The sequence below is a fragment of the Streptomyces sp. NBC_00872 genome, from assembly GCF_045161915.1.
GTDB lineage: Bacteria > Actinomycetota > Actinomycetes > Streptomycetales > Streptomycetaceae > Streptomyces.
Map to the genome: position 1 here is coordinate 812,693 of NZ_CP108806.1, position 22,814 is coordinate 835,506.

19 protein-coding genes are annotated in these 22,814 nt (G+C 70.8%); 10 read left to right on the forward strand and 9 right to left on the reverse strand.

What is annotated here, in order from left to right; all coding sequences use genetic code 11:
* Positions 1-186 precede the first annotated feature (186 nt).
* From egtA to egtD, 4 genes are read left to right on the forward strand one after another with little or no spacing between them, the layout of a single operon-like run.
* Positions 187-1,461: an ergothioneine biosynthesis glutamate--cysteine ligase EgtA gene (gene egtA, locus OG214_RS03500; protein WP_405983731.1), complete on the forward strand. Its 1,275-nt coding sequence runs from the start codon at positions 187-189 to the stop codon at positions 1,459-1,461.
* A complete protein-coding gene (egtB, locus tag OG214_RS03505; RefSeq protein WP_405983732.1) occupies positions 1,458-2,816 on the forward strand; it encodes an ergothioneine biosynthesis protein EgtB in 1,359 nt (452 codons plus the stop codon). Before egtA ends, egtB begins: the two co-directional genes overlap by 4 nt.
* Complete coding sequence (gene egtC, locus OG214_RS03510; RefSeq protein ID WP_405983733.1) at positions 2,816-3,571, forward strand: ergothioneine biosynthesis protein EgtC; 756 nt, start codon at positions 2,816-2,818, stop codon at positions 3,569-3,571. Before egtB ends, egtC begins: the two co-directional genes overlap by 1 nt.
* On the forward strand, positions 3,568-4,530 hold the full coding sequence (gene egtD, locus OG214_RS03515) for an L-histidine N(alpha)-methyltransferase (RefSeq protein WP_405983734.1): 963 nt from the start codon (positions 3,568-3,570) through the stop codon (positions 4,528-4,530). The genes egtC and egtD overlap by 4 nt, the downstream gene beginning before the upstream one ends.
* Here egtD and OG214_RS03520 read toward each other — a convergent pair.
* The 8 genes from OG214_RS03520 to OG214_RS03555 form a co-directional block, all read right to left on the reverse strand.
* Positions 4,425-5,303, reverse strand: coding sequence for a lysophospholipid acyltransferase family protein (locus OG214_RS03520; protein WP_405983735.1), 879 nt, complete (start codon positions 5,301-5,303; stop codon positions 4,425-4,427). The two genes, egtD and OG214_RS03520, sit on opposite strands and share 106 nt — an antisense overlap.
* The gene (locus OG214_RS03525) at positions 5,300-6,109 is read right to left on the reverse strand and encodes a GNAT family N-acyltransferase (RefSeq protein ID WP_363081808.1); all 810 of its coding nucleotides are present in this window, start codon (positions 6,107-6,109) and stop codon (positions 5,300-5,302) included. Before OG214_RS03525 ends, OG214_RS03520 begins: the two co-directional genes overlap by 4 nt.
* 301 nt (positions 6,110-6,410) lie before the next feature.
* On the reverse strand, positions 6,411-7,664 hold the full coding sequence (locus OG214_RS03530; RefSeq protein WP_405987416.1) for an extracellular solute-binding protein: 1,254 nt from the start codon (positions 7,662-7,664) through the stop codon (positions 6,411-6,413).
* 177 nt (positions 7,665-7,841) lie between these two features.
* Entirely contained in the window at positions 7,842-9,239 is a 1,398-nt protein-coding gene (locus tag OG214_RS03535) for a cellulose binding domain-containing protein (RefSeq protein ID WP_405987417.1), read from the reverse strand.
* A gap of 149 nt (positions 9,240-9,388) precedes the next feature.
* Positions 9,389-10,948 carry a beta-N-acetylhexosaminidase gene (locus tag OG214_RS03540; protein ID WP_405983736.1) on the reverse strand — a complete coding sequence of 520 codons (1,560 nt, stop codon included), beginning with the start codon at positions 10,946-10,948 and terminating at the stop codon, positions 9,389-9,391.
* Positions 10,949-10,962: 14 nt separating this feature from the next.
* Entirely contained in the window at positions 10,963-11,712 is a 750-nt protein-coding gene (locus tag OG214_RS03545) for a carbohydrate ABC transporter permease (protein WP_093595634.1), read from the reverse strand.
* A 110-nt stretch (positions 11,713-11,822) separates the two neighbouring features.
* The gene (locus OG214_RS03550; protein ID WP_405983737.1) at positions 11,823-12,791 is read right to left on the reverse strand and encodes a carbohydrate ABC transporter permease; all 969 of its coding nucleotides are present in this window, start codon (positions 12,789-12,791) and stop codon (positions 11,823-11,825) included.
* Positions 12,788-14,035, reverse strand: coding sequence for an extracellular solute-binding protein (locus tag OG214_RS03555; protein ID WP_405983738.1), 1,248 nt, complete (start codon positions 14,033-14,035; stop codon positions 12,788-12,790). Before OG214_RS03555 ends, OG214_RS03550 begins: the two co-directional genes overlap by 4 nt.
* A gap of 253 nt (positions 14,036-14,288) precedes the next feature.
* Here OG214_RS03555 and OG214_RS03560 point away from each other — a divergent pair, with 253 nt between their 5' ends.
* The 3 genes from OG214_RS03560 to OG214_RS03570 all read left to right on the forward strand — a co-directional run bounded on the left by OG214_RS03560 (position 14,289) and on the right by OG214_RS03570 (position 16,297).
* Positions 14,289-15,116 (forward strand): GntR family transcriptional regulator, encoded by an 828-nt coding sequence (locus OG214_RS03560; protein ID WP_363081811.1) that lies wholly within the window; start codon positions 14,289-14,291, stop codon positions 15,114-15,116.
* Between the two features lie 44 nt (positions 15,117-15,160).
* A complete protein-coding gene (locus OG214_RS03565) occupies positions 15,161-15,949 on the forward strand; it encodes a GntR family transcriptional regulator (RefSeq protein WP_405983739.1) in 789 nt (262 codons plus the stop codon).
* 126 nt (positions 15,950-16,075) lie between these two features.
* On the forward strand, positions 16,076-16,297 hold the full coding sequence (locus tag OG214_RS03570; RefSeq protein ID WP_363081803.1) for a dodecin: 222 nt from the start codon (positions 16,076-16,078) through the stop codon (positions 16,295-16,297).
* Positions 16,298-16,364: 67 nt separating this feature from the next.
* On the opposite strand, the gene OG214_RS03575 is transcribed toward OG214_RS03570, so the two are convergent.
* A complete protein-coding gene (locus tag OG214_RS03575) occupies positions 16,365-16,853 on the reverse strand; it encodes a hypothetical protein (protein WP_405983740.1) in 489 nt (162 codons plus the stop codon).
* A 56-nt stretch (positions 16,854-16,909) separates the two neighbouring features.
* On the opposite strand from OG214_RS03575, the gene OG214_RS03580 reads away from it, so the two are divergent.
* The 3 genes from OG214_RS03580 (at position 16,910) to OG214_RS03590 (ending at position 22,811) form a co-directional block, all read left to right on the forward strand.
* Positions 16,910-17,926 (forward strand): LLM class flavin-dependent oxidoreductase, encoded by a 1,017-nt coding sequence (locus tag OG214_RS03580; RefSeq protein ID WP_405983741.1) that lies wholly within the window; start codon positions 16,910-16,912, stop codon positions 17,924-17,926.
* A 140-nt stretch (positions 17,927-18,066) separates the two neighbouring features.
* Positions 18,067-22,014 carry a caspase family protein gene (locus tag OG214_RS03585; RefSeq protein ID WP_405983742.1) on the forward strand — a complete coding sequence of 1,316 codons (3,948 nt, stop codon included), beginning with the start codon at positions 18,067-18,069 and terminating at the stop codon, positions 22,012-22,014.
* A complete protein-coding gene (locus OG214_RS03590; protein ID WP_405983743.1) occupies positions 22,011-22,811 on the forward strand; it encodes a serine peptidase in 801 nt (266 codons plus the stop codon). Before OG214_RS03585 ends, OG214_RS03590 begins: the two co-directional genes overlap by 4 nt.
* The last annotated feature ends 3 nt before the right edge of the window (positions 22,812-22,814 follow it).

Below are 22,814 nucleotides of genomic sequence, written 5' to 3' on the forward strand. Positions count from 1 at the left end.
ACGGCGAATCGTGAGTGGACGATCTCGTCCGGGGCAACAGGTTTTCTGGCGAAACACCGGCCCCAGGGGCACTCTTGTGCGAAGCGGTGAGAGGGGCTTTAGGTTGGACGAAGCGCTCCGCCCCGAACCCGGGGTGGAGTCCGGTCCGAAAGACAGGCCACAGGTCTTCGACAGGAGGATCCGGCCATGCCATCCGACAGTTTCAGCGACGAAGGACCAGCGATCGGCGAGGACGACGCCGAGGAGCTGCTGCGCGGCATCTGTTTCAAGACCGGCCCGCCCCGCACCGTGGGCGTGGAACTGGAATGGCTCGTGCACGATCTGCACAGCCCCGAACAGCCCGTCCCGGTCCGCCGGCTCAGGGAAGCCCTCGACGGACTGCGCACATTGCGTCTCAGCTCGGCACTCACCTTCGAACCCGGCGGCCAGCTCGAACTGAGCTCGGCGCCCGCCGCGTCACTGATGGAGTGCGTCACCTCCACCGCCCAGGATCTGGCCCTCGTACGGTCGGCGCTCCGTACGGCGGGACTCGCTCTCGCGGGTCTCGGACAGGACCCCTGGCACTCTCCCGACCGGCTGCTGCGCGCCCCGCGCTATGACGCCATGGAGATCTATCTCGACCGGATCGGTCCGGCCGGCCGCGCCATGATGCGGACGACCGCCTCCATCCAGGTCTGTCTGGACGCGGGCCACGAGGAGCCGGGCCCGCTCGGCTACGGCCGGCGCTGGCAACTCGCCCATCTGCTGGGCGCGGTGCTGGTCGCCGCGTTCGCGAACTCCCCGATGCGCGAGCGCAGACCGACCGGCTGGCGCTCCACCCGGCAGGCGCTGTGGGCCCAGCTCGACCCTGCCCGTACCACCGCGCCGTCCGCGCGGCACGAGCCGCGCGCGGGCTGGGCCGCGCTCGCCCTGGACGCCCCGGTGATGTGCATCCGGGCGCCCAAGGGCCCCTGGACGGTGCCGGAGGGGCTGACCTTCCGGAACTGGATCCGCTCCGGGGCGCCCCGTCCGCCGGTCCGCGCCGATCTCGACTACCACCTCACGACGCTCTTCCCGCCGGTCCGGCCGCGCGGCCATCTGGAACTGCGGATGATCGACCAGCAGCCGGGCGAGGACGGCTGGCTGGTGCCGCTCGCCGTCACCACCGCGCTGTTCGACGATCCCGAGGCGTCGGAGACCGTCTACCGCACCGTCAAGTCACTCGCGGAGACGGCGGGCTCGCTGCCCGCGCCACGCAATCTGCTCTGGGTCAACGCCGCGCGGTACGGCCTGGCCGACCCGGAACTGCATCTCGCCGCGATGGCCTGCTTCGCCGTCGCGCAGGAAGCGCTTCCGCGCATCGGTGCCACTTCCGCCGTGCAGAAGGCCGTCGCCGACTTCTACGAACGCTATGTGGTGCCCGGCCGGTGTCCCGCCGACGAGCTGCGCGCCTCTCTGAACGGGAAGGACCCCAGGACATGACCGACTCCGCGGAAACCGTCGGGATACCGGTGGAACGGCTGCGGCAGCGGGCCGTCGACGCCCTGACGACCGCCCGGGACCGTACCGCGCTGCTGACCTCGTGCGTCGACGACCACGATCTGACCGCGCAGCACTCCCCGTTGATGTCGCCGCTGGTCTGGGATCTGGCGCACATCGGCAACCAGGAGGAGCAGTGGCTGCTGCGGACCGTCGCGGGCCGCGCGGCGATCCGCCCCGAGATCGACTCGGTGTACGACGCCTTCGAGCATCCCCGCGCGGCGCGGCCCACCCTGCCGCTGCTGCCGCCCGTCGAGGCGCGGGCGTACGCGTCGGACGTACGGGGCCGGGTCCTGGACGTCATCGAGCGCACCCCGTTGCACGGCGGTCCGCTGCTGGACGCCGCCTTCGCGTTCGGCATGATCGCCCAGCACGAGCAGCAGCACGACGAGACCATGCTCATCACCCATCAGCTGCGCCGTGGGCCGGCCGCGCTGACCGCGCCCCCGCCGCCCGCAGGGGACATGACGGGGCTGCCCGCCGAAGTGCTCGTCCCCGCGGGGCCCTTCACGATGGGCACCTCCGCCGAGCCCTGGTCGCTGGACAACGAGCGGCCGGCCCATCAGCGGCTCGTGCCCGCGTTCTTCATCGACACCGTTCCGGTGACCAATGGCGCCTATCTCCACTTCATCGAGGACGGCGGATACACCGACGAACGCTGGTGGGCTCCGGGGGGATGGGCCCAGATCCAGGAGCACGGCATCGGCGCCCCGCTCTTCTGGCGGCGCGAGGGCGGGCAGTGGCTGCGCCGCCGCTTCGGTGTGGTGGAGCCGGTCCCCCTGGACGAGCCGGTGCTCCATGTGAGCTGGTACGAGGCCGACGCGTACGCCCGCTGGGCGGGGCGGCGGCTGCCGAGCGAGGAGGAGTGGGAGAAGGCAGCCCGGCACGATCCCGTCTCCGGGCGGTCGCTGCGGTATCCGTGGGGCGACGAGGAGGCCACCCCGGAGCGGGCCAATCTCGGGCAGCGCCATCTGCGCCCGGCGCCCGCGGGCAGCTATCCGCGGGGCGCGTCGCCGCTCGGTGTACGGCAGTTGATCGGTGATGTCTGGGAGTGGACGTCGAGCGACTTCCTGCCCTATCCGGGCTTCGCCGCCTTCCCGTACCGCGAGTACTCGGAGGTGTTCTTCGGCAGTGCGCACAAGGTGCTGCGGGGCGGGTCGTTCGCGGTGGACCCGGTCGCCTGCCGGGGCACGTTCCGCAACTGGGACCTGCCGGTGCGGCGCCAGATCTTCTCCGGCTTCCGCACCGCCCGTACGGCCGGGGCCGACGTGGCCGCGAGTACCCCAGGGAATTCCTGATGTGCCGTCAGATCGCTTACCTGGGACCGCCAGTGGCGCTCGGCGAGGTGCTTCTGGCTCCTCCGCACGGGCTCTACCGGCAGTCCTGGGCGCCGCGCCACCAGCGGTACGGGACCGTCAACGCCGATGGTTTCGGGGTGGGCTGGTACGCCGAGGGCGATCCGGTCCCGGCCCGCTACCGGCGCGCCCTGCCGATCTGGGCCGACCAGGGCTTCACCGATCTGGCGCGGGTGGTCCGTACCGGCGCCCTGCTCGCCGCGGTACGTGACGCGACGGTGCCGGGTGCCGACGGCGAGGCCGCGGCGGCGCCGTTCGCCGACGGGCCGTGGCTGTTCGGCCACAACGGCTCGGTCGGCGGCTGGCCGGACAGTGTCGCGGCGACGGCCGCGGCCCTGTCCGTGACCGAGCTGCTCTCCCTGCCGGCCCGCAGCGACTCCGCCCTGCTGTGGGCGCTGGTGCTGCACCGGCTGCGGGCCGGGGACGAGCTCGGCCAGGCGCTGGCCGACACCGTGCACGAGGTCGCGACGGCGGCCCCCGCGTCCCGGCTGAACCTGCTGCTCACCGACGGCGCCCGGATAGCGGCGACCACCTGGGGCGACACCCTCTGGTACCGCACCGGACCCGGCGACCGCACGGTGGTGGCGTCGGAGCCCTACGACGACGATCCGCGCTGGCGCGCGGTCCCCGACCGCACCCTGCTGGTGGCGACCCGCGCCGATGTTCTGCTCACCCCCCTCAAGGAGCCACCCGCGTGAGCCCGTTCGAGCTGACCCGCACCCTGCCCGAGGACGCCACCGGCGCCGCGTTGCGCGCCGATGTGCTCCAGGGGCTGACCCGTACCCCCAAGACGCTGCCGCCCAAGTGGTTCTACGACACCCGGGGCAGCGAACTGTTCGAGGAGATCACCCGGCTCCCCGAGTACTATCCGACCCGCGCCGAGCGGGAGATCCTGCTGGCGCGCGGGCCCGCGATCGCGGCGGAGACCGGGGCGCGCACCCTGGTCGAGCTGGGATCGGGATCGTCCGACAAGACGCGTCATCTGCTCGACGAGCTGACCGCGCTCCAGCTCTACGTTCCGGTCGATGTGAGCGAGAGCGCGCTGAGCGGGGCCGCGCGGTCGCTGCTCGCCGAGCGGCCCGGACTCCGGGTGCACGCGCTGATCGCCGACTTCACGGCCGGGCTGACACTGCCGGAGACGCCCGGTCCCCGGCTGGTCGCGTTCCTCGGCGGCACGATCGGCAATCTGCTGCCCGCCGAGCGCGCGGCGTTCCTGACGTCGGTCCGCGCGCTGCTGGCGCCGGGCGACTCGCTGCTGCTCGGCACGGATCTGGTCAAGGACGAGTCCGTACTGGTCAGGGCGTACGACGACGCCGCAGGGGTGACAGCCGCGTTCAACAAGAACGTCCTCTCCGTCATCGACCGGGAGCTGGGCGCGGACTTCGACCCGCGCGACTTCGGCCATGTGGCGCTCTGGGACGCCGGGAACGAGTGGATCGAGATGCGGCTGCGGGCCCGCCGGGCCCTGACCGTGAAAATCCCGGAACTGGATCTGGTGGTGCATTTCGAGGCCGGTGAGGAGGTACGGACGGAGGTGTCGGCGAAGTTCCGTCAGGACGGGGTACGGACGGAGCTCTCGGCCGCCGGGATGGCGCTGACACGCTGGTGGACCGATGAGGCGGGGCGCTTCGCGCTCTCGCTCGCGACGGCGGTCTGAGCGGCGGCGGACAGCGCGCGGCGGTCGGTGTGGCGTCCGGCGGGGATCACCGGCAGGACCGTGATCTCCGCCGTCAGCCCGCCGGCCGTCACCACCCGCCACAGCGAGACCCCCAGCGAGTCGTTCCCGATGAAGGCCGGCGCGCCGGACGGCTCCCCGCCGGGACCCCGGTAGGTGAGCCGTACGGGCCGGACATCGGCGTGCGCGTCCAGCGCGGCCTGGAAGACGGCGGTGGTGAACCGGCCGTGGTCCTGGCCGCACCAGGTGCACCCCTCGGGAAAGACGATCACCCGGGAGCCCTCGCGCATGGCCGTGGCCAGGGTCCGTACGGTGCCGGGCAGCGCCCGCAGCCGCTCGCGCTCCACGAAGACCGTGCCGCCCTGGGTCGCCATCGCGCCCAGGACCGGCCAGCCCCGTATCTCGCTCTTGGCCAGATTCCGCCCGGGGAAGACGGCGGCTATCAGCGGGATGTCCAGCCAGGAGATGTGGTTGGAGACGACCAGGAATCCGCTGCCGCGCGGGGGCGCCGGCTCGCCCACCACGCGCACGCGCAGACCGAAGCTCCGGACCACCGCCCCTGCCCAGAGCCGGGTCAGCCGGTCCCGGTGCGCCCCGCGCAGCAGCGAGACGAGCGGGGTGAGCAGCACCCCCGCCAGCACAAGGGGAATCCCCACCAGCAGCCGGGCGATCCCGGTGAGCGGGCCGGTGAGGGGTCCACTGTGGGTGGCGCACTCCGGCGAGACGCAGGGCGCGGTGGGCAGCCAGACGCTCATGCCGAGGGAACGAGAGAGAGGAAGTGCTTCAGATAGCGCGGGTTGGTGCGCTTCATCGACAGCAGGACATAGAGGTCCGCGCAGTCGAAGTCCGGGTCGTGCGCGGGCGCGCCGCAGACCCAGGCGCCGAGCCGCAGATAGCCGCGGAGCAGGGGCGGCAGCTCGGCGGCGGAGGCGGCCTCGGCCTCGGAGGCCGGCGTCCAGAGCCGGTGCGGGGTGACCCAGTACTCCTCGGGCGCGAGGTGCTTGGCCTTCACGGTGCTCCAGGTGGAGGCGGCCAGGGCGCCGCCGTCCCCGAGCGGGATCGAGCAGCAGCCCGCCAGCCAGTTGTGGCCCGTGGTGGTCATATAGCGGGCGAGTCCGGCCCAGATCAGGGCGATGACGCCGCCGGTGCGGTGCAGGGGGTGGACGCAGGAGCGGCCGACCTCGACCAGGTCGTCCCGGATCGGGCCCAGCCTGGAGAGGTCGAACTCGCTGTCGGAGTAGATCCGTCCCGCGGCCCTGGCGCGGTCGGGCGGCAGCAGCCGGTAGGTGCCGACCACCTCGCCGGTGGTCTCCTCACGTACCAGCAGATGGTCGCAGTACGCGTCGAACTCGTCGATGTCCAGGCCGGGCTCGGGGCCGTCGAGCCGGGCGCCGAGTTCTCCCGCGAAGACGAGATGGCGCAGCCGCTGCGCGGCCCGTACGTCCTCCTGGTTGCGGGCGAGGGAGACCACATAGCGCGTCTCGGCGTCGGCGTGAGCGGGAACGCCGACGGGCGAGGGGGCGGGAGCGGTCGTGAGCGGTGCTGGTGCGATGGCGGACATGGCTGTCTCCTGTGCCGGTGGGGAAGGCGGCTGCCGGAGTCCGTCGCTCGCGCGGCGGGTCCGGCACCTTGTTTCTTCCTTGACCGGCTGGATTTGACATGACCACACGGCGGAGTGCGGATGTGAGACGGTTGAATGGCCGGGACCGGGGCGCACACCGGAGTGTCTCGTTCCGGGTCCTGTTCCCGCCTCATGGGCGTCACCCCGTAACCTATCGGCACCGTCCCGCGACGGAGAAACCGGCGAATGCCCCGGCGGGGGCCGTGCGGGGCCGGACCGGGCGGGTCGGGTCAGGTCGGGTTCAGCCGGTTACCAGCGCGGCGGTGATGTGCTCGGAGGCCGTCCTCGCGGACTCCTCCGGGTCCTGGCCCTCCAGGACGGCCGTCATATAGGGCTTGATCGGGTTGTCCGCCTCGACACTCGCCCACTGCGGGGAGTTGGGGGTGGCCCGGCCCCTGGCGGCCCCCACGGCCATCGCGGCCGTACCCTCGTCACCGTCGATGACACCGGCGAGCGTCACCTTGTTCGGCACATAGCTCATGGTTCTCGCGAGGTCCGTCTGCCACTTCCGGCCCGCCAGCGCCTTGACGACCTCGACGGCGGCCGAGTGGTGGCTGGAGTTCTTCGGGACGATCAGATCGGAGCCGCCGGTGAAGACGCGCCCCGGTCTCTCGGACGTCTTGCCCGGTATCGGGAAGAAGCCGAGCTTGCCCGCCAGCTCCGGGTTCTGCTCCTGGATGAGCCGCGCCGAGCCGGGGGTGGAGATGATCTGGGCGACATCGCCCTTGGCGAAGACGTCCGCCTGCGGGGGCTTGGCCTCGTCGGAGTTCTTCGGCCCTTCGCCCAGCGACTGGAGTTCCTTGTAGAAGGACATGCCTCTGAGCGCGGCGGGCGAGTCGAGCGTGCCCTGCCACTCACCGCCCGCCTCGACGGCCAGTTCGCCGCCCTCGTCCCAGATGAACCCGGCGAGTGTGTACCAGTCCTGGCCCGCGAGATAGATGCCCTGGTTGCCACCGCGGTTGAGCTCCTCGGTGTCCGCGAGCCATGCCTCACGGGTCTTGGGCACCTCGTCGATCCCGGCGAGCGCGAACAGTTCCTTGTTATAGATCACGACGCGGTTGGCCGCGTACCACGGGATACCGAACTGCGCGCCGTTGATGCTGCCCGGCTCGGCGAGACCCGGCAGCCAGTCCGCGCTGCCCAGGTCCCGTACGGACTCCAGGGTGAGATCACGCAGATTCCCGCTCTCCGCGTACTGGGCGACCTGGGTGTTGCCGACCTCGATCACATCCGGGGCGTCCTCGGCGTCCAGCGCGGTCAGCACCTTCTCACCGATCCCGGTCCACTCCTGGATCTTGATGTCCAGTTCGACGGAGGGGTGTTCGTCCTCGTAGTCGGTCACGAAGCGGTCGAGGAAGGCGTCCGAGACGCTGTCCTTCATCAGCCAGACGGTCACCGTGGTGGAGCCTCCGCCTCCGCCCGGCATCATTCCGCAGCCGCCGAGCACGACACAGGAGACAAGAGCCACGGAACAGGGAAGACAGCGGTTCTTCACGTAGGTCAACCTTCTGGCTTAACGGCACGAAAGGGAGCCCGGCGTGGGGGGAGCGAACAGCGTTCGCACGGGTGTGTGGGATTTTGGTATGGACCAAGGGGAGGGTCAAGTCCCGCAAGGGCACGGAGAGGAACGGGCGCCTGAACGGCACCCGTTCCTCCGATGACCCGGGGCCGGTCACTGACCGCCGGGCACCGTGTCCTCGAAGACGGTGCCCGCCGCCCGGTAGGCGTTGACCTTCGCGCCGACCTGAGCCGGGGTCAGCACCTGGTCCTTGACATGCAGGACGTAGTCGACCTTCTGGTCGTACGCCCGCGGTGTGGTGCTCGTCTGCCCCGCCAGATCGATCAGCCACTGGTTGAAGTTGATCGACATGGGCCGCTCGGGCAGATAGCGGGCGTCGTGCGTGCCGAAGGTCTGCCCGTCGACGTAGTAGGTGATCGCGTTGTTGTCGATGGTGACCACGAGGTCGTGCCAGCCCGCGTAGCTGATCCGGGATTCGGAGTGCTGGTTGACGGCCTCCCAGGGATCGGGCCGGTAGGTCTCCCACGAGGTGGTGTAGAGGATGTTGGCGGGCTCGCCCCAGCCGCCGTTGGGCAGATACTCGAAGTCGTACTCGGCGTAGTCGTCCGCCATCGGGGCCTTGAGGTCGTTGATGGTGAAGAACGTCTGTACGAGACGGTCACCGTCCGGGCCCGACTTCGGGGTGTCGGAGAACCTCACCCGGGCCGCGTAGGTGCCGTTCCTGAACTTCATCGCCTTGGTGAGGACCTCGGTCTGCTCGGTCGTACCGCTCGTGCCGGCGGTGGACGTCTCCAGATTCATGATCGAGTTCGTCCCCTCCTTGGCGAAGGTGACGTTCTCGGGCGCCCAGGCCGCCCCCGGTACCCCGGGTCCGCCGGAGTTCGCGCGCACGCTCCAGCCGTGGGAGTCGATCGCGGGATCGGTGTGCGAGGTGTAGTTGAAGTCGTCGAAGAGCGCGGCACCGCCGGTGGGCGGATCGGTCGGGGGGTCGGTGGGCGGATCGGTGGGCGGGTTCGTCGGGCCGCCCGGGTCGTTGCCGTCCGGGGCCGTTCCCCAGACGAGTGCGCCGCCCACCGTGGCGGTGGTCTTCGTCCAGTCGCCGTAGGCGGTCTGCGAGGGGCCGAAGGAGTAGTCGTCGCTCTGGTTGAGCGAGGCCCAGTTGGAGCGGTAGAAGCGGAGCTGGATGTCGCCGGTGTCGGCGCCGGGGGCGAGGGAGCCCGCGCCCGCGGTGAAGCCGATCTCCAGATAGCGGTCGGCGGTGGAGGTCGGACGGGCGAGGGTGCCGAAGGTACTGGTGATATTGGCGCACCCCTTCACCGCCCAGGAACAGGCGAAGGTGTACGAGGCGCCCGCGTCGGCCTTGAAGTAGTAGCGGACCTTGACCGTGCCGAGGGAGACGGCGGAGCCCGAGGTGTTGACCACCTTGAACCAGGGCTCGGCCTGGTCGGAGCCGGTGGAGCTCTGACGGTACTGGACCTTCAGCGACGGGTCGGCGGCGGCGGCCGGCAGCGCGGTGAGCGCGGCGCAGCCGAGTCCGGCCGCCAGGCCCATGGCGACGGCGGTCCGTATCCCCGCGCGGCGGGCGCGGCGCACGGTGTCTGTCGGCGCGGTGGTGTCCGTCGGCGCGGTGGTGTCCGTCGGCGCGGTGGTGTCCGTCGGTGGTGTGGGACTCGTCGGCGCGGGGGCGTTCTCCTGTGTGGTCATCGACCGGTTTCCTCTCCTGGTGGGGGGCCGAGCGGGGAGTGCTGCGGAAGGCCGTGCGAGGGGTCGTGCGGAAGACGGCTCGGCACACGGAGCGCGTCGAGCCGGGTTCGGTGGTGGATCAGCCGCCGCTGGAAGCCCGGCCAGTCCCGGTGCGCGGACCAGGAGGTCTCGGCGAGCGCGCAAAGCCGGGGGAACGCCAGATACTCGGCGTGCGCGGCGGTGGGCACGTACTCGCTCCAGAGCTGTGCCTGGGTGCCCAGGACCCGGGCGGCGGCGTCCGGTTCCCAGGCGGCGGGCGCGGGTTCCAGGTCGTACACATCGCGCAGGGACACCACACCGCCCGGCTGGCCGGGCGGCTCGTCGGGACCGTCGCTCTGCGGGTAGTCGAGATAGGTCGAGCGGTAAGGCGCCATGATCACGTCCTGGCCCCGGCGGGCGGCGGTGAGTCCGTGCTCGGCGGCCCGCCACGGCACGGCGGTGAACCCGACGGGCAGATCGCTCCCGGACTCGGTCCAGCCCAGCGGCCGCCGGCCGTTCTCGGCGAGGAAGCCGCCGACGCGTCCCATGAACCAGCCGTGCAGCGCCTCGGGGCCGGAGAGCCCCTCGTCCGCGGCCCGCCGGCGCGCGTCGGGCGAGCGCTCCCACTCGGTGGTGGGGCACTCCTCGCCGCCCACATGCACATGCGGCGAGGGAAAGGTCTCCATGACCTCGTCCAGTACGGCGCGGCAGAAGTCGAGCACCTGGTCATGGACGCCGAGGACGTTCTCGCACACGCCCCAGCGGTCCCACACGGTGAGTCTGCGCGAGGGCACATTGCCGAGTTCGGGGTACGCGGCGAGCGCCGCCCGCGCGTGACCGGGCATCTCGATCTCCGGTACGACGGTGACACCGCGGGCCGCGGCGTAGGCGACCAGACCGCTCAGCTCCTGGCGGGTGTAGGCGCCGCCGTGCGGTTCCCCGCCCACCTCGGTGAGCCTCGGATACGCGGCGACGGGCATCCGCCAGCCCTGGTCGTCGGTGAGATGGAGGTGCAGCACATTGAGCTTGTGCAGGGCGAGCAGATCGGTGAACCGGCGCAGGAAGGAGACCGGCCGGAAGCGCCGGGCCACATCGAGCATGGCGCCGCGCCAGGCGAACCGCGGTACGTCCGTGATCTGTACGCACGGCAGCGCCCATTCCGTACCGCGCGCCACCTCGTGCGACAGCGCCCCCGGCGGCAGCAGCTGACGGATCGTCTGGACACCGCGCAGCAGACCCGCCCGGCCGCCGGCGCGCAGCAGTACGGCGTCGGTGCCGATGGTCAGTCCGTACCCCTCGCCGCCCAGTCCGCCGAGGGCGGGATCGAGGACGAAGACGATCCTGCCGTCGTCGGCGCCCGGCAGCGGCAGTCCGGTGGCGGGGGCGAGCAGCGTACGGAGCAGGGCGGCGGCGTCCTCGGCGCCGCCGGGGGCCGCGCGTACCGCGGTGTGTTCGTCGAGTGTGAACCTCCCGGGAAGCGGGGCCAGTTGGGACGGCCGTGGAATGAGCTGGAGTCCGGCGCGGTGTACCGCGGTCATGGGGGGTTGGTCTCCTATCCCTTGACGGCGCCGCTGGTCATCCCGGAGGCGACCCGTCCCTGAAGGACGAGGAAGAGCACCAGAACGGGCAGGGCGAAGAGAGTGGAGGCGGCCATGGTGGCGCCCCAGTCGGTGCCGAAGACATTGGAGAACGAGGACAGCCAGACGGGGAGGGTGCGGTCGTCCTGGTTCTTGATGATCAGCATGTTGGCGAAGGCGAACTCGTTCCAGGCCGTGATGAACCCGAAGAGCGAGGTGGCGAGCAGTCCGGGGGCGAGCAGCGGCAGGGTGATCCGGCGGAAGGCGACCGCGCGGGTGCAGCCGTCGACCTGGGCCGCCTCCTCCAGCTCGACGGGGATGGCGGTGAGGAAGCCGCGCAGGGTCACGATGGTGAAGGGCAGCGTGATCATGAAGTAGATCAGGGTGAGCATCGACAGCTTGTCGAGCATGCCGGTGTCACGGGCGATGACATACATCGGGATCAGCAGCGCCTCCCAGGGCGCCACTTGCGCGATGAAGACCATGAGGATGAATCCCCGGCGGCCCTTCCAGCGCAGCCGGGCCACGGCGAACGCGGCGCCGAGGGCGACGATCAGCGCGAGCAGCACACACCCGGCCGTGACGGCGAGGCTGTTGCGCCAGAAGAGCCAGAACCCGTCCGCCTGGACGGCCTTGGTGAAGTGGTCGAGGGTGACCGACGTCGGCAGGAACAGCGGGGTCTCGGACTGGATGTCCCGGGTCGGCTTGAAGGCGGTCAGCACCATCCAGTAGACGGGGAAGACGGAGAGGACGAAGACCAGCAGCGCGGCGGCGTGCAGCGGTATCCGGCGTATCCGGGCGTGGCGCGCGGCGCCGCCCGCCACGGCCACGGGGCTCACAGTTCGGCCTCCTGCCGGAACATCTGACGGAAGTAAACGACCAGCACCGCGACGAGCAGCAGCACGGTGATGGTGGACGCCGCCGCTCCCAGGTCGTAGCGGTGCAGGGACTGGGCGATCCGGTACGCGTAGACGGGCAGCGTGGTGGTCGCGTCGCCGGGACCGCCCTTGCTGATCGCCCAGATCTGGGCGAAGCACCGGAAGACCCAGATGACTTCGAGACAGAGCACCAGCGCGAAGAGCGGCCGCAGCACGGGCAGGGTGACGGAGCGGAAGATCCGGGCCGCGCCCGCGCCGTCGATCCGCGCCGACTCGTACAGCTCGGCGGGGACGGTGAGCAGCGCGGCGTGCAGGGTGATGGCGGCGAACGGCACGGACTGCCAGACGACGAGCAGGACCAGGATGACGAAGGTGGCGGTGCCGTCCGCGAACCAGGAGTAGTTCTCGTACGACTCGAATCCGAGCGTGACGAGCAGCCAGTTGACCACTCCGAGCCGGGACGAGAACAGCCACTGGAAGACCGTGGTGGTGGCGATGACCGGGCTGGCCCAGGCGAGCACCAGTCCGCTCATCACCAGCAGCCGCATCCGCCGGCCGAGGTGCTGGAGCATCAGCGCGACCAGCGTGGCCAGCACCATGATCAGGACGACATTGACCGCGGTCCACCAGAAGGTCCGCCGCACGACCTCCCAGAACACGGTGTCGTCCAGGATCTCCCGGTAGTTGGCGAGGCCGGCGAACGGTGCCCCGCCGCGGATGAGTTCGCCCATTCCATAGGTCTGGAAGGAGATGACCAGATTGCGCACGAGCGGATAGGCGAGCAGATACGCGGTGCCGAGCACGGTGGGCGCGATCAGCAGATACGGCCACAGGGCCCTGGGTATCCGGCCTGCTCCGGCTGTCCGGCCCGCTCCATCTGTCCGGCCGGACCCGGGTGCCCGGCGGGGCCCGGCTGCCGCGCTCATGAGCCGAGCGTCTTGGTGATGCTGTCGGACGCTTCCTTCGCGGCCTTCGCGGGATCGGCTCCGGTGAGCACCGCGGTCATGTACTGCTTGATCGGGTTGGTGGCCTCGACGGCCGCCCACTGCGGTGAGTTGGGGGTCGCGCGGCCCCGCGCGGCGCCCGCGGCCATCGCGGCGGTGCCCTCGCTGCCCTTCACGGCGCCCGCGAGCGAGGTCCTGTTGGGGACATAGCTCATGGTCTTCGCCATGTCGGTCTGCCAGGTGTCGCCCGCGAGCGCCTTGATCACCTGGTAGGCGGCGTCCTGATGGGCGGAGGCCTCCGGGACGATCAGATCGGAGCCGCCGGTGAAGACCGCGCCCGGCTCGCCCGCCGTCCTGCCCGGCACGGGGAAGAAGCCGATCTTTCCCTTCAGCGCGGGGTTGGTCTCCTCGATGATCTTCGCTCCGCCGGGTACGGAGATGATCTGGGCGACATCGCCCTTGGCGAAGACCTCCGCCTGCGGGGGCTTGGCCTCGTCGGAGTCCTTGGGTCCCTTCCCGAGGGCCTGGAGGCGCCGGTAGAAGTCCATCCCGGCGAGCGCCTCGGGGGTGTCCAGCGCGCCCTTCCAGCCATCGCCGGACCGGACGGCGAGATCGCCGCCTCCGTCCCAGATGAAGCCGGCCAGGGTGTACCAGTTCTGGCCCGGCAGATAGATGCCCTGGACCCCGCCCTTGTCGAGCTTGGCCGTGTCCGCGAGCCAGTCGTCCTGGGTGGCGGGCGGCGAGGTGATACCGGCCTGGGCGAAGTGGTCCTTGTGGTAGAGGACGACCCGGTTGGCCGCGTACCAGGGGATTCCGTACTGCTTGCCGTCGATCTTTCCCGGTTCCGCGAGCCCCGGCAGCCAGTCGGCGCCGGACAGGTCCTCCGTACGGCCGGTGAGATCCTTGACCCCGCCGCTGGCCGCGTACTGGGCGACCTGGGTGTTGCCGACCTCGATGACATCGGGGGCGTCGGTGGAGGCGAGGGCCGCGGTGACCTTCTCGCCGATGCCGTCCCACTCCTGGATCTGGATGTCCAGGGCGATGTCCTTGTGCCGCCGCTCGAAGTCCTCGGAGAACCGGGTGAGGAAGTCCTCGGTGACGCTGTCCTTCATGATCCAGACAGTGAGCTTCTCCGGTCCGTCGGCGCTGCCGGAGGAGGAGCCGCACGCACTGACGGCCAGGGTCGCCGCGAGTGCCGCGGCGCCGGCGATGAAGCGGATCTTCACGGGCCACCTCGATAGGGGATTTACCAATTGGTCAACTGGTAAGGTGTGTGCCCAGAAGGTGGCATGGACCAATGATGGCGTCAACCCCCCAGAAATTACTGCCTGGAAGGCGCTGCCCAGAGACCGCACCGGCACCGTCCGGAGTGAACACACCATCCACTGGTTACAATTGTGTTTACCAGTTGACCCGTCAGACCGGTTGACCAGTCGGGGTCACGGGACGGAAGCACGAGGGACGGAAGAGGTCATGCCCATGGGGAGCGGCTCGTCAGGTGCCGTACTCAAACGTGAACGCGTACGGGAGTATCTGCTCGGCCTGATCGAGGCGGGCAGCGCGGGCGACGCGATCCCGTCCGAGCGCACCCTCTGCGCCGAACTCGGCGTCTCCCGTCCGACCCTGCGCACCGCGGTGGACGAGCTCGTCGCCACCGGGCAGCTCGTCCGCGAACACGGCCGCGGCATGTTCGTCGCACCCGCGAAGATCACCCAGGAACTCACCCCGGAGGACACGGCGTTCGTCGTCCCCCGGGCCTCCGGCACCTGGTCGAGCACCATCCTGGAGCGCACCACGTTCCAGGCGGGCGCCCGGATCGGCCGCAAGCTGCGGGTCTCCCCCGCCGCGGAGCTGATCTACATCGCCCGGCTGCGGCTGGTGGACGGTTCACCCATCGCCATCGAGCATCTGCACATCCCCGCCGAACTCGCCCCCGCCCTCACCCCGCAGGAGCTGGAGTCGGGCGAGCTGTACGACCATCTGCGGGAGCATCACCAGCTCTACGTCCACGAGGCCACCCAGTCCATCGAACCGACGGTGGTCAGCGAGTCCGAGGCCGCGGTGCTGCGGGTCCCGGTGCTCTCCCCCGCCCTGCTCATCGAACGCCTCACCCTCGACACCTCGGGCCGTCCCGTCGAGTACGTCCACTCCCTCTACCGGGGCGACCGCTACCGGATCGTCTCCCGGCTGGCCCTGGGCACCCGGCCGCCCCACCCGCGCCCCGACGGCCACCATCCGGGCATCCCCCCGGGGGACTTCGCCCACGACGGCATCATCACCTCGTCCACCACCGGTGATGCATACTGACCGCTGCTTCCGACGGCTCATCCGACGGCTCACCGGGAGGGCCCGTGCGCGACACCCGTTCCCCTCACCCGGTGCTCAAGCGGGAGCGGGTACGGGACCATCTGCTCGGGCTGGTCGACACCCGCCGGCCGGGTGACGCGATCCCGTCCGAGCGCACGCTCTGCGCCGAACTCGGCGTGTCGAGGCCCACGCTGCGCACGGCGGTCGACGAGCTCGTCGCCACCGGGCTGCTGGTCCGCGAACACGGCCGCGGCATGTTCGTCGCACCCGCGAAGATCACTCAAGAGCTGGTCGCCGAGGACCGCTCCGCCGTGGCGCCCCGGGCGCCGGGGGTGTGGTCGGCCCGGGTGCTGGAGTTCCGTACGGTCGGCGCGGGGGCCCGGGTGGGGCGCAGACTGGGGCTCTCCCCCGCCGCCGAGGTCGTCCATGTGGCCCGGCTGCGGTTCGTGGACGGCGGGGCCGTCGCCCTGGAGTATCTGCATCTGCCCGCCGAGCTGGTCCCTGGGCTGACACCGGCGCGGATGGAGTCGGGGTTCTACGCGTATCTGCGCGAGGAGCGCCGGATCACCCTGTCCGAGGCCGTGCAGTCCATCGAGCCGACGGTACTGAGCGAGGACGAGGCGGAGCTGCTCGGGGTACCGGTGTTCTCACCCGCGCTGCTGTTCGACCGGATCACCTCGGACGCGTCGGGCCGTCCCGTGGAGTATGTGCGCTCGCTGTATCGGGGCGACCGCTACCGGATCGTCTCCCGGCTGGCCCTGGGCACCGCGGCGGAGGACCGGCCCGCGCCGGACGCCTCGCGGAGCGCCGCGTGGTGGGGCACGGTGGAGTGACACCCGCGGCACCCGCGGCGCGTGACACGACCGTGCGCACGCATGGCGCGACGTACGGACGCGTAAACGGACGCGTGACACGACGTACGGACACGTGGCGCGGCGTACGAGTGAGGAGAGCAGCCCATGTCCCACCACACCCACCACACCTACCGGGTCACCGAGATCGTCGGCACGTCCCACGAGGGAATCGACGACGCCATTCGCAATGGCGTCAACCGTGCGGCCGAGACCCTGCGCGGTCTCGACTGGTTCGAGATGACCGAGGTCCGCGGCCATATCGTCGACGGTGACATCGAGCACTTCCAGGTCGGGCTGAAGGTCGGGTTCCGCCTCGAAGACGGGTGAGAGGGTGAGCGGGTGCCGGAGCGTCAGGTCCCTCGTGTCAGGTGCCCTCGCGTCAGGTCCCCTCGTGTCAGGTCCGTCCCTCACGCCCCTGGGCGTCCGTGAGCGCCTGTGACGTACTGGCCCAGTCTGCGCGTACGACCCGGAAACCCGCGCGTTCGGCCGCGGCGCAGACCAGTTCGTCGTCGTCCACCAGCATCCGGATCTCGCGGTTCCCGCTCAGCCGGCGCAGGATCTCCAGCTTGGTCGTACGGGCGGGCCTGCGGTCGTCGTCACGGCGCATCCAGATCCGGCCCTCGGGCAGAGCGTGCTCGGTCAGCCAGGCCACGGTGTCCGCGCGGCAGCGCTCGGGCCGGCCGGTCAGATACATGACCTCGTACTCCTCGGCCGCCTTCAGCGCCAGCCGTACGCCCTCGGGCAGGGGCGTGTCCTGCCCGGCCGCGGCGAAGAACCCGGTCCAGTCGCGGGGCGCGCGCTCCAGGAAGTGCTGGCGGTGGCCGGTCTCCGCGAGGGTTCCGTCCAGATCGAAGACGGCCAGTGGCCTGCTGCTGCGGGGCATGGAGGTCAGCCTATGTTCCCGGGGAATCCTGGCGCGGGCAGGGCGTTGAAAGCTGTGTGAGCACCGCAGCGGGCATTCCGTTCTCCGTACTCGACCGCTCCCGTACCCGGCAGGGCCAGGACGGGCCGACGGCACTGCGCGACACCGTGCGGTTCGCACGGCGGATCGAGGCACTCGGCTACCACCGGTTCTGGGTCTCCGAGCATCACAGTGTGCCGGGGGTCGCCGGTTCCGCGCCGACCGTGCTCGCGGCGGCCGTCGCCGCCGCGACCTCGACGGTCCGGGTCGGCACCGGCGGTGTGATGCTCCCCAATCATCAGCCGCTGGTCGTCGCCGAGCAGTTCGGGGTGCTGGAGTCGCTCTTTCCCGGCCGGATCGACATGGGGCTCGGCCGTTCCGTGGGATTCACCGACGGGATACGCGCGGCGCTGGGCCGGGACAAGCGGGACGCCGAGGACTTCCCCGGACAGGTCGCCGAACTGCTCGGCTACTTCACCGGGACCCAGACCGCCCACCCTCAGGTCCATGCCCGCCCCGCCGAGGGACTGCGGGTGCCCGCGTTCGTCCTGGCCACCGGGAAGGGCGCGCGGGTCGCGGCCGGGGCCGGGCTGCCGCTGGTCATCGCGGCGGTACGGGGCGAGGACGCGATGCTGCGGGCGATCGACGAGTACCGCCGCGACTTCCGCCCGTCCCTCTGGGGCGAACGCCCCTATGTGGTGCTCTCCGGCACGGTCGCGGTCGCGGCCACCACCGAGGAGGCCCGCCGGCTGCTCCTTCCGGAGGCCTGGTCCTCGGTGTACTCCCGTACCCGTGGGGTCTTCCCGCCGCTCGTCCCCGTGGACACCGTCCTCGCCACCGCCATGACCGACCGGGAGCGCACCCTCTTCGAGGACGCGTCCCGCGGCCAGCTCCACGGCACGGCGGACGAGGTGGCGGCCGGTCTGGAGAAACTGATCACGCGCAGCGCCGCCGACGAGTTCCTGGTCACCACGAGCACCTATGACACCGCGGCCCTTGTGGACTCGTACGAGCGACTGGCGGCCCTGCTGGGGCTCGGGAGCACCGGCACGTGAGGCCCCGCGCGATCGGGTAACGTCGTCGGACTACGCCGACGGTGTTTCCGGCGTCGCGTCAACTGCTCATCGCGGGGGCCTCATTGCACAGGAAAGCGGGAGTCCGGGACACGCCCACGGTCAAGGTGCTGTCGATCGGGGTGGGCTCTTTCGACGACGGGGTGGACTGGGACGATCTGGGCTTCGTACGCACACGCGTCGACGACATCAAGGCGGCGTTCGAGCGCTTCGGCGCGGAGGTCGAGGACCATGTCGACCCGACCGAGGAAGAGACCGAGGCCCTTCTGCGGTCCTGGATCATCTCACCCCGGAGACCCGACGCCGATGTGGTCGTCGTCCATCTCATCGGGCACGGCCATACGGACCGTGCCGGACGGCTGCTCTTCATCCCCCGGGACGGGCGCGAGGTCGACCTGGACCGGTGGATCGCGACCGCGCAGCGCGAGGCCGACCGCGGCGCCCAAGCCCAGCGGGTCGTGTTCCTGGTGGACACCTGTGACGCGGGCACGGCGACGGGGCGGCAGTCACTGACGGATCTCGGTACGGAGCGCGGTGTCTGGTCGCTGGGCGCGGCCGTCAGCGGCTCTCCCACGGAACGTGGCCGCTTCAGCGGATGGATCGCGACGGGGCTGCTGCGGCTCTGGGACAAGGACTTCGCGCTGGAGGCGGACTCACTGGACTTCGCGGAGTTCGTCCGTGAGGTGCTCCAGGTGGTCAGGGCCGAGAGCGACTGGCGCGTCTCGGCCGGGTTCAGTGTGGAACAGGGCGACGGGGAGTGGCCGTTCCTGCCGAATCCGCAGACGATGCGGCTCTCCCAGCAGCAGATCGAGGAGAAGCGGGGGTCGTTCTGGTATGTGACCGGCCAGGATCTCGGCACCCAGATCGCGGCCGGCGAGGAGATCGGTGACGCGGACTACTTCCTGGACCGTGCCTCGGGGCGCGGACTGATCCCCGTCGGCAGGACGTCCGGCTTCTTCTCCGGCCAGGCCGAGCCGTTGGCGGCGTTCCGGAAGTGGCTGGCGGACGACAGCAGCCCACTGCTGATCGTCACGGGAGCGGCCGGCTCGGGGAAGTCGGGGCTGCTGGGTCTGGTCGTCTGCGCGGCCCATCCTCAGCTGCGCCAGCGCTTCCGGCAGGTATGGGAGAAGCCCGGCGGCGATCTTCCGGAGTCGGCGGACATCATCGCTCTGCATGCCCGGCAGCGGACGGCGCGTCAGGTGACCGAGATGATCGTGTCGCAGGCGGCCCTCGCTCCACCCATGTCCGACGAGCAGGAAGAGGACACCGGGAACGACGACCGGGAGGAGCGGAACCGCCCGAGCGGCACCCGCTGGACGAGCGCCAAGCTCCGTACGGCCCTGGCCGAGGAGGGGAAGCGGCGGCTGATCGTCATCGACGCGGTGGACGAGAGCACCCAGCCCGACGCGGTGATGGAGCTGATCGCGACCCTGGTCACCCCGTCCGGGGACGACGAGCACCCCGCACCGCCCTGCCGCGTTCTGATCGGCAGTCGCGGTGAGGCGGTGGAAGCACTGCCGATCGCCGCGGAGGACCCGTCCCCCGCCGTCCTGCTCGATCTGGACCAGGCCGAGCACACCGTCGTCGAGCGGGACATCCGCCAGTACATCGTGGCGCTGCTGCGGGCGAGCGAGCCCTATGCCACGGGAGCGGCGGCGGCGTATGTGGAGACGATCGCCACCATCGCGGCCCGACGCATCACCGGGCAGCGGCCCCCGGGCGCCTCCTGGGGACCCTTCCTGCTGGCGGGGATGTTCGTGCACTACCTGGTCACCCTGGCGACCCCGCCCCAGAACAAGGCCGACGCGGAAGCCCACGCGTCGCGTGCGGCAGGGGATCTTCCGACGATCCTCGAAGCCGTACTGACCGCCCGTGGCGAGGACTTCCCGCTGCTGCGGCCGGTGCTGGCCGCACTGGCCCGGTCCAAGGGCGACGGTATGCCGCTGACGGTCCTGCGCCGGTGCGTGGAGGCGTTCCGGGACGGTGCCCCCGGCACCGGTACGGACGCCGACTTCGCCAAAACCCTCCGCGAGGCCTCGCCCTTCCTGCGGACCGCCCGGGACCCGTCGAGCAAGGTGGCGCTCTACCGGCTCTTCCACCAGGGGCTGACGGACTATCTCCGGGCACATCCGCGCACCGGTCTGGAACTCGTGAGGGCGCCGGAGAGCACGGCGCTCGAAGGGAAGGTGCTGGACGCGGTCGTCGCGCCGTACACGGGCGCCGCCGAGGGCGAGGATCAGTGGGCGGAGGCGGAGCCCTATGTGCTGCGCCACGCGCTGGAGCATGTCATGGAGGCGGAAGCCCCCCGGCACGCCGAGGCGTTCCTCACCGATCCCTACTTCCTGGTCCGCTTCGACCCGCGGCAGGATCTTCGCGCGCTGGATCTGACCGGCTCGGCGCGCGCGGCCGAGTACCGCCGGCTGCTCGCCATGTCATGGGCGGCTCATACGCACTTCACCGCCGCCGCCGACCGCGCGGCCGTGCTGGCCTACGACGCGCACCGGCTGAACCTGTCGGAGCGGCAGGTGGAGTTCGCCGCGGTCGGCCGTTCTCCCTCCGTGTACCGGCACAGCACCGGCCATCCGGTGATCTGGGCCAGGGGAGGACGTGTCGACACCACCGCCCGGCTCATCGAGGGCACGGGCGGGACGGTGCACGACGTGGCGTTCTCCCCCGATGGCGAACTGCTCGCGGCGGCCACGAACCAGGGTGTGGAAATCCGTGACACCAAGGCCTGGCGGCTCGTCACACGCCGCTTCGGGAACACCCAGGACTGGGTCTCGGCCGTCGCCTTCTCCCCCGACGGCAAGCGGCTCGCCTTCAACACAGCCGAGGACGGACAGTGTCTCCGGCTCTGGGACGTGACGGAGCGCACCCTGGTGGGAGAAGCGTGGCCCGTCCACGGCAAACGGGTGAACAGCGTGACCTTCTCCCCCGACGGCCGGCTGCTCGCCGCCGGGAGCGACGACGGCCGGATCTCCGTCTGGAACGTCGACAAGGCGCCTCCCGTCGAGATCGCCAGGCTGGAGCAGGGCAAGGAGGTACGGGATGTGCTGTTCAGCCCGGACGGGCGGCTCATGGCATCGGCCGGTCAGAACGGACTGGCGCTCTGGGGCACGGACGACTGGCAGAACAGGAAGTGGCTGACGGCCAAGTGGACCAGCGGTGCGGCCTTCTCACCGGACGGATCGCTCCTCGTCGCGCTCGACTCCTCAGGCGACATCGAGTGGTGGTCCTGTGCGACGGAGGAACTGGTACACACGGTGCCGACCGGCCATGTCGCCGTGTTCGGAGCCCTGGTCTTCTCCCCCGACGGCACGCGCCTCGTCGTCGGCGCGTCCGGAATGTCCAGCTCCCTGATCGTGATCGACGCGACATCGAAGGAGATCGTCCGCCGTCTTCACGGGCACGGCAGCTATATCCGGAGCGTCACATTCCATCCGGCTTCACCACCCCAGTTCGTGAGCTGCGGCGAGATCTCCGGCGGCTTGCGCCTGTGGAAAGGGTTCGAGCAGGACCCCGCGACGGAACCGCTGGCCCAGTACGACAGGAAGCTTGTGGCCTGCTCCCCCGACGGCCGGCTGCTCGCCGTCGCCGACAACGACGAGCGGGTGCTCGCTCTGTACGACCCGGCCGGCGGAGAGGCACTCCCCGGTGTACCGCTGGGACGGCACAAAGTGGCCCAGGTACTCGAATTCTCCCCCGGCAGTGATCTCCTGGTGATGCTCAGCGAGAAGAAGAACCTCCTCGTGGTACGTACCGGAGCGCTCACTCCCCCGGTGATCGAGACCGTACCGATCGGTGAATCGCGCGGAGTGGTGCAGGACTCTGCCTTCTCCCCCGACGGGGGACTGCTCGCTCTGGTGATCACCCAGGGGCGCGGCGCGCTCAACCGCAACGCCTCGGTGATCAAGGTCTGGGAGACCCGGGGGCTGCGGCTCACCGGCCGGATTCCGCTTCCCGGACAGCCCGACGGCTTCTGTTTCACCGGCCCCGGCCGTCTGTTCGTCTCCCTCGACGGCGCCATGGCCGTATACGACTGCTCCGGACCTGATGAGGAACCCGTATGACCCGCGTCCTCGGTTTTCACGGCGTACGCAACTACAAGGCCGCCGACACCACCTTCAGACGGGGCGGCGCGCGGCTCACGGCCGACTGGCTGGAGGCCCTCGGGCCCGCCGGGGCCGGGCTCGACCTCCAGCACGCCTACTACGCCGACCTCCTGCGCGACGAGCGCCAGGGCGGCGAGCTGACCGAGGACGAGCTGGCACTCGTCGGCGACTGGGCGACGGCCTGGGGCGTGGAGCTCGACGGCGTCCAGGGCCGGGCGACCGGCTGGCTGCGCTGGGTGTGCGGACAGATCGCCCAGCGCACCGGCGAACGGCCCGCCGTCGTCGAGCGGACCGTCAAGCTCTTCTTCCCCGAGGTCACCCGCTACTTCGCCACGGGCAGGACGGAGGTGCGGAAGCGGGTGCGGGAGGCCCTGCTGCGCCATCGGCCCGAGATCGTCGTCGCACACTCGCTGGGCAGTGTCGTCGCCTACGAGGCCCTGCACGAGATCGGCACGGAGGTGGAGGTGAGGCTGCTGCTCACCCTCGGGTCCCCGCTGGCGCTGCCGAACGCGGTCTTCCACCGGCTCGCCCCAGGCCTGAGTGAAGGCCGGGGCTCGCGGCCCGCCGGGGTCGGGCGATGGGTGAACATCGCCGACACCGGGGACTTCGTGGCCGTTCCCAAGGGTGAACTGGCCCGGCTCTTCTCCGGGGTGGAGCAGCGGCCCGACATCACCATCGCGCCCCTGTGGCCGCACTACGCGCACGACTATCTGCGCCATCCCGACGTAGGGCACGTCCTCACGAGCGCCCGCTAGGTC